Genomic DNA, 12846 nt, shown 5'->3' on the forward strand with positions numbered 1-12846 from the left:
TCGCCGGACGGATCGCCGGCGTTCAACCCACCGATTCCAATACCAGTCCGTGCTGCACCATCGGTGCGACCAGCCAGTGATCGGCCAGCAGGAAGGCGAACAGCGCCATCAGGTACACGATCGAGTACTTGAACACCTTCATCGGAAACAGCTCATCCGGCGGATTCAGCAGGCGCACGGCGTAATACAGGAAGCCCGCACCCAGCACGACCGCGCCACCCAGATAGATCAGGCCGCTCATGCCGGTCAGCGCGGGCAGCAGGGTCACCAGCACCAGCAGCACGGTGTAGAACAGCACATGCCAGCGGGTGTACACGACGCCATGGGTGACTGGCAGCATCGGCACCTGCGCGCGCGCATAGTCGTCGCGGCGGAAGATCGCCAGCGCCCAGAAGTGCGGCGGTGTCCATACGAAGATGATCAGGCACAACTGCAGCGCGAAGGCATGCAGGTGCCCGGTGACCGCAGTCCAGCCCAGCACCGGCGGGATCGCGCCGGCAAGGCCGCCGATCACGATGTTCTGCGGCGTGGCGCGTTTCAGGTAGGCCGTGTAGACCAGCGCATAGCCGATCAGGCCACCGAAGGTGAGCAAGGCGGTCAGCGGGTTGACCAGCAATGCCAGCACCAGCATCGAGACGATGCCGAGCAGCACTGCGAACACCAGCACCTGGCGCGGCGTGAGCGAGCCGGTGGCCAGCGGGCGCCGCGCGGTGCGCGCCATCAGCTTGTCGATGCGCTCGTCGATCAGGTGGTTGAACGCCGCGGCCGAACCCGAGGCCATCCAGATCCCCAGCGTGCCGAACACCAGCGCGCGCCACGGCGGGATGCCTGGCACGGCGAGGAACATGCCGATCACCGCACAGAACACCAGCAGCGCGACCACGCGCGGCTTGGTCAGTTGCAGGTATTCGCTGAACGATCCCATTTAACGCGACTCCAGCGACAGGAACATCGACTCGTCATGCCGACGCTGGGTACGCGCCAGTGTGGCCAGCAAGGTGAACAGCAAGAGTGCGGCCACGCCATTGTGCGCGGTCGCCACCGCCAGCGGCAAACCGAAGTACACATTGCTGATGCCCAGCAGCACCTGACTCACCAGCGCCACGGCGATCGCGATGCCGAAGACGCGCAGGCCGCGCCGCGCCAGCTTGTGCGACAGCCAGCCGAGATAGCAGAACACCACCAGTGCACCGAACCGATGCACGAGCTGGATTGCGCTGCGTGCCGCCATGTCCAGCACGCCGCCTTCGTAATTGACGCCGATCCCGCGCCACAGCACGAAGCCCTGGTGGAAATCCGTCGGTGGTGCCCACTGACCCAGGCACTGCGGGAATGAGCCGGGACCGTAGCCGCAGGCCAGTGCCGCATAGTTCGCCGAGGTCCAGCCACCCAGCGCGATCTGGCAGAACAGCAGCACCACGCCGATCACCACCAGCCGGCGCAGGTCGCCCAGGCGATCATCCTGCGCGCCGATGCCGGCAAACCGCAGCGCCGCATACGCCAGCAGTGCGAACGTGGTCATGCCACCCAGCAAGTGCCCCATCACCACCACCGGCTTCAGCAGCAGGGTCACCGTCCACATGCCGAGCATCGCCTGGAAGATGATCACCGCCAGCGCGAGCACGCTGATCCGCCACGCGCCGGGTCGGCGCAACACGATCGCCGCGTACAGCGGCAGCGCGATCGCGCATACCGCCAGCAGCGATGACCAGCGATGCTCGCCGCCTATGTACAAACCCACTCCAACGGCCGCAAACACCGCGCCGGCGATCACCGCCCATTGCGCACCACGCCGGCGCCAGCTGGCCAGCAAGGCCAGCACCAGCACCAGCACGCCCAGCGTGCCGGCCAGGAAGCGATGCACCTGCTCGCGCCAGGCCTTGTGTGCCTCGTACGGACGGTCGGGAAACGCCGCGTCGGCCTTCGCCACCGCCTGCGCATGTTGTGGCCAGGTCACCTGGCCGTAGCAGGTCGGCCAGTCCGGGCAGGACAGGCCGGCGTTGGACAGGCGCACGAAGGCACCGAACATCACCAACCCGAAGGCGAACACCGCGGCAAGCAGGGACAGCCAGCGCAGGATTTTCAGGATGCGTGGCGACATCACTTGATCACCTTCAGCATGTCCCGCAACAGGCCGGGAACATCGAAACCCGCCGGGTACAGCGACAAGGCGGTGCCGTTGGATTCCACCAGCACCGCACTGACACTGTCCGGCGTGGTTGGCACATAGGCAGCCAGCTTGCCATCCGCGTCACGACCCAGCGTCCAATACGTTTGCATGGCGACGCGGCGACCCGAATCTGCCGGCGGTGTACCGATGTAAAGCAGGCGCAGGCGGGACTGACTGCGATTGAGCATGACCCGCGCCTTGGCGATTTCGGTCAATGTCTCGAAGCATTGCGCGGCACAGTCCGGGCCGGCCAGCGCAACCAGGGTAAGCCGCGGTTCGCTATCGCGCCACGGCCACGACGTGCCGTCATCCAGCTGGACCTGCACCTTCTCGTCGAGGAAGTTGCGCTGCGGCAGGATCGCATGCCCATTGCCCTTCACACCCGGCTGCCAACCGCCCCAGGTGAGCAGGCCCGCGACGATCATCGGCGCAGCAAACACCAGCGCGATCAGGATCAGGAACATGCGGCTGCGACGCAACGACTTGGGGTCAACAGTATTCATCGGACTTCATCGTCATCGGACTTGATTTCATTCGGGGATCGGGATTCGCGCGGCCTGCGCTTGCGATTGAGCACCAGCAGGATCACCACCGCCGCCAGTGCAAACGAGAACCACTGGAAGGCATAGGCCCGGTGGCGAGCCGGCGGCATCGAGGAAAAATCGAGCGTGTGCACGCGCACGTAGATCGACGCCGGATCGGCATCCAGTGCCAGCACACGCGGATACAGCGGACGACCAAGGTCATGGGCGACGGCTGCCGGATCGAGAAAGATGCTGTTCTTCGGCCACCGCGTCTGTCGCGCCAGCGCATCTCCCCCCATCTCGAAACCGAGCGGCGGCGGCGGCACGTACAGGCCTTGCAAGCTGACCTCACCGGTTGGCAGGGCCGGCAGTTGCGGTACCTGTGCAGTGCCGTTGCCCGGCAAAAAGCCCAGATCCACCAGCAGCAATCGTTGTGGATCGCGCAACTCGAACGGTGCGAACACTTCCACACCCCCGCGTTCGTCATGCTGGGGATTGTCCAGCAGGTACAGCCGATCGACCAGGTAACGGCCTTTCACCTGCACCCGCGGAAAACCATCCGTCGGGGGCGCCTCGGCCACCTTGGCGAAGTCTTGCAGCGGTGCGGACGCCGATGCGGCATACCGCCGCAGAAGTGCGTCCTTGAAGTCGGCGCGATGGAGCTGCCATATGCCCAAACGTATGAACAGCAGGGCGCCAGCCACCGTCAGCAGCAATGCCCACCACGGCGGACGGCGAAATCCGATCACGCGGCGCACCCGCCGGCGGTCGCTATACTTGCCCTGTCGAAATGGATCGGATCAATCACGTGGAAACCGTCTACAAATGTGCGCTGGTGGTGGTACTGCTGGTGGTGATCTTCAGCCTCGGCCAGGCGCTGTACTTCATGATGACTGACAAGGACGACGACAAACGCACCGTATGGGCGCTGACCCGTCGCATCGGCCTGTCGCTGGTGCTGATCGGCATGGTCGCGCTCGGCATCTGGATGGGCTGGCTGCACCCGCACGACGTCGGCCGGTAATTGTACCCGGCTGCGCCGGCGACGCAGCCGGCCGCGACAAATCGCGCGAACTGGCGGTCGCCGACGGCAACCGATGAGTGATCTCTCTCCAACAAAAAGCCCGCCATTGGCGGGCTTTTTGTTGGAGAAGTCAGTACGGCTGACTCAAAGAATATAAACGAACATGAACAAGCCCAGCCAGACCACGTCGACGAAGTGCCAGTACCACGCCACGGCCTCGAAGCCGAAGTGGTGGTCCTTGTTGAAATGACCCTTCAGCACGCGGAACCAGATCACCGCCAGCATGATCGTACCCAGCGTCACGTGCAGGCCGTGGAAACCGGTCAGCAGGAAGAAGGTGGAACCGTAGACGCCGCTGTGCAGGGTCAGGTTCAGCTCCTTGTAGGCCTCGATGTACTCGTGCGCCTGGAAGTTCAGGAACAGCGCGCCCAGCAGGACGGTCAAGCCGAGGAACAGCAGGATCTTGCCACGATGGCCGGCGCGCAGCGCGTGATGCGCAATCGTCACGGTGACACTGGAACTGAGCAGGATCAGCGTATTGAGCAGCGGCAGACCCCACGCCGGCACGGTCGAGAACGCGCCACCGGCATGCTCCGGACCATTGCCGCCAGCAGCGCCCCACGAGGCGGCGTAATCGCTCCACAGAAACTGGTGGGTCAGCGTGCCGTGACCTTCGCCACCGAGCCACGGCACCGAGAACATGCGGATGTAGAACAGTGCGCCGAAGAACGCCCCGAAGAACATCACCTCGGAGAAGATGAACCACATCATGCCCATGCGGAACGAGGTGTCCACCTGGTGGTTGTAGCTGCCGGACAGCGACTCCTTGATCACCGAGCGGAACCAGCCGAAGAACATGCCCAGCACGCCGATCACGCCGACGGTCAGCACGGTCTTGCCGAAGCCGGCGTCGCCGGGCTCCGCGTTCAGCCAGTGCGCGGCGCCGAACACGGTGGTGAACATGACCACTGCGGCCACGAACGGCCAGTAGCTCTTGGCCGGAACAAAGTAAGCGTCGTGCTGCTGACCCATGGTGAGACCCCGTGGATTTCTCTTGATGACTTAACCCCGTCAGGCCGACCGGGGAACTGCATGCCGGTCGTCAAACCCGACCGGTTGAAGAAAACATGTAGCGACTGCGGTACCGCTATTTCATCAGCATGATCTGCGCGAACGACACCAGGAAGAAGGCGGCCACGATCACGACCAGGATCGTCACGGTGCGCCGCACACCCTTGCGGCGGTCATCGTCGACCTGGTCAGTAACTGCGGGCGGCATCTTCGGTTGCGTCATGTGGATCGGCTACTTGCGGCGCCTGCCGTTGCCGGCATGGCGCCATGATGGATGGGATCAATCGTTGACGTGACCGTGTGCCAGTTCCTCGTCATGGATCACCGGCGGCACCTCGAAGGTGTGGTGCGGCGCCGGCGAAGGCACCGTCCACTCCAGGCCCTTGGCGCCTTCCCACACGCGGTCGGCGGCCTTCTTCCTGGAGAACCACACGCCATGGATCAGCACGCCGAGGAAGATCAGCTGCGAGGCGCCGAACAGGAAGCCGCCGATCGAGCTGATCATGTTGAAGTTGGCGAACGCCACGTTGTAGTCCGGGATGCGGCGCGGCATGCCGGCCAGGCCCAGGAAGTGCTGCGGGAAGAACAACACGTTGACCCAGATCACGCTGTTCCAGAAGTGCACCTTGCCCCAGAACTCGCTGTACATCCGGCCGCTCCACTTCGGCAGCCAGTAATACGTGGCGGAGATGATCGCGAACAGCGCGCCGGTCACCAGCACGTAATGGAAATGCGCCACCACGAAGTAGGTGTCGTGGTACTGGAAGTCGGCCGGCACCAGCGCCAGCATCAGGCCTGAGAAACCGCCGATGGTGAACAGGATGACGAACGCGATCGCGAACAGCATCGGCGTCTCGAACGTCATCGAGCCGCCCCACATCGTGCTGACCCAGTTGAATACCTTCACGCCGGTCGGCACCGCGATCAGCATCGTCGCGTACATGAAGAAGATCTCGGCACCCATCGGCAGGCCGACCGCGAACATGTGGTGTGCCCACACGATGAACGACAGGAAGGCGATCGAGGCGATCGCGAACACCATCGCCTTGTAGCCGAAGATCGGCTTGCGCGCGAAGGTCGGGATCACTTCCGAGATGATCCCGAACGCCGGCAGGATCATGATGTACACCTCGGGATGTCCGAAGAACCAGAAGATGTGCTGGTACAGCACCGGGTCGCCGCCGCCGCCCGGGTTGAAGAAGTTGGTGCCGAAGTACTTGTCGGTGAGCAGCATCGTCACCGCACCGGCCAGCACCGGCATCACCGCGATCAGCAGGAAGGCGGTGATCAGCCAGCTCCACACGAACACCGGCATCTTCAGCAGCTCCATGCCGGGTGCGCGCATGTTGAGGATGGTCGCGATGATGTTGATCGCGCCCATGATCGAGCTGATGCCCATCAGGTGGATGGCGAATACCACATAGGCCAGCGAGTCGCTCTGCAACGACAGCGGCGGATACATCGTCCAGCCGCCGGCCGGGCCGCCGCCTGCCATGAACAGGGTGGACAGCATCAGCGTGAACGCGAACGGCAGGATCCAGAACGACAGGTTGTTCATGCGCGGCAACGCCATGTCCGGCGCGCCGACCATCAGCGGGATCATCCAGTTACCGAGACCGACGAAGGCCGGCATGATCGCGCCGAAGATCATCACCAGCGCATGCATCGTGGTCAGCTGGTTGAAGAAATACGGCTGCATAAGCTGCAGGCCCGGCTTGAACAGCTCGGCGCGGATCAGCATCGCGAAACTGCCACCGATGAAGAACATCACCAGCGCGAAGACCAGGTACAGCGTGCCGATGTCCTTGTGGTTGGTGGACATGCACCAGCGCTGGAAGAAATTCTTCGGCGCGCCGTGGTGATCATCGTGCTGATCATGGGTGGCTGCGTGGGACATGGCCTTGCACCTCTAACCTGAAAATATGGAATGCGACTGCAATGAGACTGCGTGAGTAGCTGGGAATCAGCCCTACTTGGCTGTGGCAGGCGTCGCAGCGGTTTGCGCGGGCGCCGGTGCAGCAGCCGTGGATGCCGCCGCCGGTGCCGCCGACTGCGCCTCCTGCTCAGCCAGCCACTTGGCGAAATCCGGCTTCGACTTGGCCACCACCACGATCGGCATGAAGCCGTGATCCTGTCCGCACAACTCGGCGCACTGCCCGCGATAGGTGCCAGGCTCCTTGATGTTGGTCCAGGCGGCGTTGATGATCCCGGGGATCGCATCGAGCTTCCAGCCCAGCGCCGGCACCCACCAGGAATGGATCACGTCGGCACCGGTGATCACGAAGCGGATCTTGGTATCGACCGGCACCACCAGCGGCTTGTCGACATTCAGCAGATAGGTGTTCTCGTCACCCACCTTGACCGCATACGGATCCATGCCGGAACCGAGCTGGCGGGTCTGGTCGCTCTGCGTATCGAGCTTGGACATGAAGCCGACCTTGCTGATCGGCTTGCCCAGGTAATCGACATAGTCGTAACGCCACTTCCACTGGTAGCCGGTGACCTTGACCGTCATCTGCGAACCGGTCGTATCCGACCAGGAAGTGATGCCACCGGTGGCCAGATAGGCCAGCGCGATCAGGATGATCACCGGGATCGTGGTCCAGACCACCTCCAGCATGGTGTTGTGCGACCACTTCTCGGCCACCGCGCCACGCGACTTGCGGAAGCGGAACATGGCGATGAACATCGCGCCGAACACCAGGATACCGATCACCACGCACACGCCGAGCGAGATGTTGTTCAGATCGTATGGCACCTGCGACCAGGTGCTCGCGCCGCGCTGCATGTTCAGCTGGTACGGACTCGGATCGGCCTGAGCCACGCCGCCGAACGACGCAAGGGCAAGCGCCGCCCATGCCGTGAATGATCGCCTGATGCCGCCAGATGTCATGTCTTGCACCTTTGTTGAACCTATTTGCGTGGCTGTCCGTTGAGCTCGGCCAGCAACACCACGAGTTTCTTCGACAGCTCGACGCGTTCCTGTTCCGCCAGAAAAGCACCAATTTCCATTTCGCGCCCGTGCGATGACAGCAGCAGGCGCTGACGCCCGTTGCCCGGCTCCAGCAACACGCGCACCCAGTAGGACTGGAAACGCGTGCTGCGGCGGCCCGGCAGGGATTGCACCTCCAGCGACGACGCGTCGAGGGTGATGCGCTCACTGCGGTCGCCAGCCCGCCAGGCCACGCTCAAGGCGACGGCCACGGCGGCGGATTCCACCAGGGCAAACAGCGGAGCAAATACATTCCCCTGCCACGCACCCAGTCCTGCCGTTATCAGCGCCAGGGTCACCAGAACCATGATCAATCGACGCAGGCCGCGTCGGCTGAGCGTGCGATTGGGCTTGAGCCACATCGTCACGCACGGCAAGCCGGCGGCAGCTGGTCGAAGCACGATCATGGAGATCCGGCGTGCCTGGAACAGCGGAATGATAGGCCGCGGCGAGTCGGCGGGCAAGAATGCCGCACCCGGATGACCTGGATCAGATGGCGAATCCACATCATCCAATGGCTCTTCGACCGGCTCGACAGGCCGCCCGCACCACCGGCCCATCATCGGCAGACGTCCGATATCGTGCACGCGGCATCCCATGTCCAGCGTACAATCGCACGGTTAACCATCCCTGCCATCACATCGATCCCCACCGTGACCCAACCCATCCTCAGCCCCGAACTCCCCACCGGCGCCGAGCCGGCCCGCGCGCGCATCACCGCCGCCTGGCTGCGCGACGAGACCGAGGCGGTCAACGACCTGCTCGCCCAGGCCACCTTGCCGCCGGTCGAGCGCGAGAAGGTGATCGACCTGGCCGCCGACCTGGTCACGCGCGTACGTGCACGAGCGAAGGACCAGAGCGCGGTCGAATCCTTCATGCGCCAGTACGACCTGTCCTCCGAGGAGGGCGTGCTGCTGATGTGCGTGGCCGAGGCGCTGCTGCGCATCCCCGACAAGGCCACCGCCGACAAGCTGATCCGCGACAAGCTGGGCGATGCGGACTGGAAGAAACATCTCGGCCAGAGCGAGTCGCTGTTCGTCAACGCCTCCACCTGGGGACTGATGCTCACCGGACATCTGGTGAACCTCGCCGAGGACACCCGCCACGACTTCGCCGGTGCGCTGAAGCGGCTGGTCGGTCGCGCCGGCGAACCGGCGATCCGCCTTGCCGTGCGCCAGGCGATGCGCATCATGGGCCACCAGTTCGTGATGGGGCAGACCATCGACGAGGCACTGGACCGCTGCGCGAAGAAGGAATACGCGGTCTACCGCTACTCCTACGACATGCTGGGCGAGTCCGCGCTGACCAGCGAGACCGCCGAGCGCTATCAGCAGGATTACCGCAACGCGATCGCCGCGATCGGTGCGCGCGGCCCGTTCGCGAACCACACCGACGCACCGTCGATCTCGGTCAAGCTGTCCGCGCTGCATCCGCGCTACGAAGTGGCCAAGCGCGAACTTGCCCATCGTCAGCTCAGCGAGAAGCTGCTGGAGCTGTCGCAGCTGGCGATGAAGTACGGTATCGCGCTGTCCGTGGACGCCGAGGAAGCCGAGCGCCTCGAACTGTCACTGGACATCATCGGCGACGTGTTCGCGCATCCGTCGCTGCAAGGCTGGAACGGTCTCGGCATCGTGGTGCAGGCGTATGCCAAGCGCACCCCGTTCGTGATCGACTGGCTGATCGAGACCGCCCGCGCCGCCCATCGCCGCTGGTATGTGCGCCTGGTCAAGGGCGCCTACTGGGATGCCGAGATCAAGCGAGCGCAGGAAAACGGCCTGGCCGGCTATCCGGTGTATACGCGCAAGCCGAATACCGACGTGTCCTATCTCGCCTGCGCACGCAAGCTGTTCGGTGCCGGCGTCGAACTGATCTACCCGCAGTTCGCCACGCATAACGCGCACTCGATCGCCGCCGTGCATCACATCGCACAGGGCCGTCCGTACGAGTACCAGCGCCTGCACGGCATGGGCACCGACCTGTATGCCGAAGTGATCGGCCCGCAGAACTTGAACGTGCCCTGCCGCGTCTACGCGCCGGTCGGCACGCACGAAGATCTGCTGCCGTACCTGGTGCGTCGCCTGCTTGAGAACGGCGCCAACACCAGCTTCGTCAACCGCGTCGTCGACGAGAGCGTGCCGGTGCGCACGCTGGTTGCCGACCCGTGCGAAACCGTGCGGTCATTCGCCTCCATCCCGCATCCGCGCATCCCGTTGCCGGTCAACATCTACGCAGAACTCCGGAAGAATTCCATGGGCGTCAACTTCTCCAACGACAACGAACTGAAGGCGATGGCCGACGCGGTCAACGCCCATGCCGGCCCCTGGGCCGCTGCTCCACTGGTGCCGGGCGCGACCGCCAACGGCCCGACCGTGCAGGTGACCAACCCGGCCGACCGCCGCCAGAACGTGGGCAGCTACGTCAGCGCCGACAGCGCCACAGTCGACAAGGCGCTGGCGAATGCCACTGCCGCGCAGCACGGCTGGGATCGTCTGCCCGCGGCCAGCCGCGCCGCGATCCTCGAACATGCCGCCGAGCAGCTCGAAGCGCATCGCGGCGAGTTCATCGCACTGTGCGTGCGCGAGGCCGGCAAGAGCCTGCCCGACGCGATCGCCGAGATCCGCGAGGCGGCCGACTTCCTGCGCTACTACGCCACCATGGCGCGTCGCCTGTTCGGTCAGCCCGAGCAGTTGCCGGGTCCGACCGGCGAGAGCAACCAGCTGTTCCTCAACGGCCGCGGTGTGTTCGTCTGCATCAGCCCGTGGAACTTCCCGCTGGCGATCTTCCTCGGCCAGGTCAGCGCCGCGCTCGCCGCCGGCAATGCCGTCATTGCGAAACCGGCCGAGCAGACCTCGCTGATCGGCCATGCCGCGGTGAAGCTGTTGCACGACGCCGGCGTGCCGACTGATGTGCTGCAGTACCTGCCGGGCGACGGTGCCACCGTCGGTGCCGCACTGACTCGCGACCCACGTGTGTCCGGCGTCGCCTTCACCGGCTCCACCGAGACCGCCTGGGCGATCAATCGCGCCCTCGCTGCACGCAATGCGTCGATCGCCGCACTGATCGCCGAAACCGGCGGCCAGAACGCGATGATCGCCGACTCCTCCGCCCTGCCCGAGCAGATCGTCAAGGACGTGATCGCCTCCGCGTTCCAGTCCGCCGGTCAGCGCTGTTCCGCTGCACGCGTGCTGTTCGTGCAGGAAGACATCGCGGACAAGGTCTGCGCGATGCTCGCCGGTGCGATGGGCGAGCTGAAGGTGGGCGATCCGGGCCAGCTGTCCACCGACGTCGGCCCGGTGATCGACGAGGATGCCAGGAAGATCCTGGTCGACCACGCCGCGCGCATGGACAAGGAAGCGAAGAAGATCGGTGAAGTCGCACTCGATCCGGCGCTCACCGCCAACGGCACCTTCTTCGCCCCGCGCGCCTACGAGATTCCCTCGCTGGCCACGCTGACCCGCGAAGTGTTCGGTCCGGTGCTGCACGTGATCCGCTGGAAGGGCAGCGAGCTGAAGCAGGTGGTCGACCAGATCAATGCCACCGGCTATGGCCTCACCCTCGGCATCCACAGCCGCATCAACGACACCGTCGACTACATCGCCAGCCACGCCCGCGTCGGCAACTGCTACGTCAACCGCAACCAGATCGGCGCGGTAGTCGGCGTGCAGCCGTTCGGCGGCGAGAACCTGTCCGGCACCGGTCCCAAGGCCGGCGGCCCGCACTACCTGCTGCGCTTCGCCGGTGAGCGCACGCTCACCATCAACACCACGGCGGCCGGTGGCAATGCTTCGCTGCTGACGATCGGCGAGTAGTCCCCGGACGCTGCCGACCGCTTGTGCAATGCGCAAGCGGTCGGCAGCGCATGCGTGATAGAAAGGGGCAAGCGCCGACACCGGTCGGCTGACATGCGCCCCGAGTGATCGCACCATGGCTCGTCCCGCCACCATGATCGGCCTGCATCACGCCATCAGCCCTTCGCTGGCTGATGACCCGCGTTACACCGCGGCCGAGATTCCGCCGAACGTGCTGGTGTATCTGACCGAGCTGGCTGCCTCGCGTGGCATCGCCTGCGACGACTGGTTCGCCGGGCTTGGCCTGGACCGGCGCCAGCTCAGCGATCCGGCGCTGCGTGTCTCCTACCGGCAGGCGAGCATGGTGGTACGCCGTGCCTTGCAGGTGATCGGCGAACCCGGCCTAGGCCTGAGCGTCGGGCGCACCGAGACGCTGGGCAGCTTCGGCCTGCTTGGCCTCGCCATGATGACCGCGCGCACCTTCGGCGAAGCCATGGGCGTGGGTATCGAATACCACAAGGTCTGCGGCAGCCTGCTCGACGTCACCTTCGAAGTGGTCAACGAACACCAGGTGGCGGTCGTCGCGTGGCCGCGCTTCAGCGATGCGGCCCTGCTGCCGTTCCTGTGCGAGGAACTGTTCGCCAGCTCGCTGGCGATCGCGCGACAGCTGCTCGGCGCATCGTTCAATCCCGTGCGGCTGGAACTGAGCTATCCACAGCCTGCACATGTGCAGGCCTATGCCGAACTGTTCCAGTGCGAACTGCAGTTCGGTACCCCGCTCAACCGCGTGCTGGTGGATGTGCAATGGCTGGGACGGGAACTGCCCGGCCACAATCCGCTCACGGCGCGGCAGGCGCTGGCGCTGTGCATGCAACAACGACCCGGCGGCAGCATCGCTCACCAGGAGATCGTCGCCGCCGTAGAACGCCTGCTGCGCGGCCAGTTGCGCCAGCCGCCCAAGCTGTATGACGTGGCCCGCACGCTCCACCTCAGCGAACGCTCCTTGCGCCGCAAGCTGGCCGAGAGCGGCCGCATCTTCCGCGAGATCCACGACCGCGTGCGTGCCGAACGCGCACTGCAACTGCTGCAGGCCGGCAAACTGAGCGTGGCGGAGATCGGCAACGAGGTCGGCTTCAGCGATCCGCGCGAGTTCCGCCGCGCCTTCAAGCGCTGGACCGGCATGCCGCCGCAGGAAGCCCGCCGCGCGGCGGCCTGATTACCCATCAGGCCGCATTCTGGCCGGATTGCCCCCCGTCTCCTGGCCGTTTTGCCCTCCC

Annotated in this window: 12 protein-coding genes; 3 read left to right on the top strand and 9 right to left on the bottom strand. The window is 64.9% G+C overall.

Translation table 11 applies throughout. The features are described 5' to 3' along the window. Nucleotides 1–22: 22 nt before the first annotated feature. Genes cyoE through ACYVKM_RS12875 form a run of 4 tightly spaced genes read right to left on the bottom strand, consistent with a single transcriptional unit; the run spans nucleotide 23 to nucleotide 3443 of the window. Nucleotides 23–925 (bottom strand): heme o synthase, encoded by a 903-nt coding sequence (cyoE, locus tag ACYVKM_RS12860; protein WP_460878009.1) that lies wholly within the window; start codon nucleotides 923–925, stop codon nucleotides 23–25. Then, nucleotides 926–2101: a COX15/CtaA family protein gene (locus ACYVKM_RS12865; RefSeq protein ID WP_460878010.1), complete on the bottom strand. Its 1176-nt coding sequence runs from the start codon at nucleotides 2099–2101 to the stop codon at nucleotides 926–928. It abuts the gene before it with no gap. Continuing rightward, the gene (locus ACYVKM_RS12870) at nucleotides 2101–2673 is read right to left on the bottom strand and encodes a hypothetical protein (RefSeq protein ID WP_460878011.1); all 573 of its coding nucleotides are present in this window, start codon (nucleotides 2671–2673) and stop codon (nucleotides 2101–2103) included. Before ACYVKM_RS12870 ends, ACYVKM_RS12865 begins: the two co-directional genes overlap by 1 nt. Next, nucleotides 2670–3443 (bottom strand): SURF1 family protein, encoded by a 774-nt coding sequence (locus ACYVKM_RS12875; RefSeq protein WP_460878012.1) that lies wholly within the window; start codon nucleotides 3441–3443, stop codon nucleotides 2670–2672. Before ACYVKM_RS12875 ends, ACYVKM_RS12870 begins: the two co-directional genes overlap by 4 nt. 59 nt (nucleotides 3444–3502) lie before the next feature. On the opposite strand from ACYVKM_RS12875, the gene ACYVKM_RS12880 reads away from it, so the two are divergent. Continuing rightward, nucleotides 3503–3718, top strand: a complete 216-nt coding sequence (locus tag ACYVKM_RS12880) for a twin transmembrane helix small protein (RefSeq protein WP_077445008.1) — start codon at nucleotides 3503–3505, stop codon at nucleotides 3716–3718. Nucleotides 3719–3862: 144 nt separating this feature from the next. Here ACYVKM_RS12880 and ACYVKM_RS12885 read toward each other — a convergent pair whose 3' ends face one another. The 5 genes from ACYVKM_RS12885 to ACYVKM_RS12905 all read right to left on the bottom strand — a co-directional run bounded on the left by ACYVKM_RS12885 (nucleotide 3863) and on the right by ACYVKM_RS12905 (nucleotide 8143). Further along, nucleotides 3863–4750 carry a cytochrome c oxidase subunit 3 gene (locus ACYVKM_RS12885; RefSeq protein ID WP_460878013.1) on the bottom strand — a complete coding sequence of 296 codons (888 nt, stop codon included), beginning with the start codon at nucleotides 4748–4750 and terminating at the stop codon, nucleotides 3863–3865. Between the two features lie 115 nt (nucleotides 4751–4865). Continuing rightward, on the bottom strand, nucleotides 4866–5012 hold the full coding sequence (locus tag ACYVKM_RS12890) for a hypothetical protein (RefSeq protein ID WP_460878014.1): 147 nt from the start codon (nucleotides 5010–5012) through the stop codon (nucleotides 4866–4868). A gap of 57 nt (nucleotides 5013–5069) precedes the next feature. Continuing rightward, complete coding sequence (gene ctaD / locus ACYVKM_RS12895) at nucleotides 5070–6686, bottom strand: cytochrome c oxidase subunit I (RefSeq protein WP_460878015.1); 1617 nt, start codon at nucleotides 6684–6686, stop codon at nucleotides 5070–5072. A 72-nt stretch (nucleotides 6687–6758) separates the two neighbouring features. Next, entirely contained in the window at nucleotides 6759–7682 is a 924-nt protein-coding gene (gene coxB, locus ACYVKM_RS12900) for a cytochrome c oxidase subunit II (protein WP_460878016.1), read from the bottom strand. A gap of 20 nt (nucleotides 7683–7702) precedes the next feature. Next, complete coding sequence (locus ACYVKM_RS12905; RefSeq protein WP_460878148.1) at nucleotides 7703–8143, bottom strand: DUF2244 domain-containing protein; 441 nt, start codon at nucleotides 8141–8143, stop codon at nucleotides 7703–7705. 291 nt (nucleotides 8144–8434) lie between these two features. Between ACYVKM_RS12905 and putA the strand changes: the two genes are divergently transcribed. Both putA and ACYVKM_RS12915 read left to right on the top strand, forming a co-directional pair. Further along, entirely contained in the window at nucleotides 8435–11590 is a 3156-nt protein-coding gene (gene putA, locus ACYVKM_RS12910; RefSeq protein ID WP_460878017.1) for a bifunctional proline dehydrogenase/L-glutamate gamma-semialdehyde dehydrogenase PutA, read from the top strand. A gap of 115 nt (nucleotides 11591–11705) precedes the next feature. Then, on the top strand, nucleotides 11706–12785 hold the full coding sequence (locus ACYVKM_RS12915; RefSeq protein ID WP_460878018.1) for an AraC family transcriptional regulator: 1080 nt from the start codon (nucleotides 11706–11708) through the stop codon (nucleotides 12783–12785). Nucleotides 12786–12846 lie beyond the last annotated feature (61 nt).

Source organism: Rhodanobacter koreensis (genome assembly GCF_054782855.1).

Coding starts and splice junctions, on each gene's coding strand:
- ACYVKM_RS12865 (WP_460878010.1), bottom strand. CDS start 2,101: ATGTCGCCACGCATCCTGAAAATCCTGCGCTGGCTGTCCCTGCTTGCC.
- ACYVKM_RS12870 (WP_460878011.1), bottom strand. CDS start 2,673: ATGAATACTGTTGACCCCAAGTCGTTGCGTCGCAGCCGCATGTTCCTG.
- ACYVKM_RS12915 (WP_460878018.1), top strand. CDS start 11,706: ATGGCTCGTCCCGCCACCATGATCGGCCTGCATCACGCCATCAGCCCT.
- ACYVKM_RS12885 (WP_460878013.1), bottom strand. CDS start 4,750: ATGGGTCAGCAGCACGACGCTTACTTTGTTCCGGCCAAGAGCTACTGG.
- ACYVKM_RS12890 (WP_460878014.1), bottom strand. CDS start 5,012: ATGACGCAACCGAAGATGCCGCCCGCAGTTACTGACCAGGTCGACGAT.
- ctaD (WP_460878015.1), bottom strand. CDS start 6,686: ATGTCCCACGCAGCCACCCATGATCAGCACGATGATCACCACGGCGCG.
- ACYVKM_RS12905 (WP_460878148.1), bottom strand. CDS start 8,143: ATGTGGCTCAAGCCCAATCGCACGCTCAGCCGACGCGGCCTGCGTCGA.
- cyoE (WP_460878009.1), bottom strand. CDS start 925: ATGGGATCGTTCAGCGAATACCTGCAACTGACCAAGCCGCGCGTGGTC.
- coxB (WP_460878016.1), bottom strand. CDS start 7,682: ATGACATCTGGCGGCATCAGGCGATCATTCACGGCATGGGCGGCGCTT.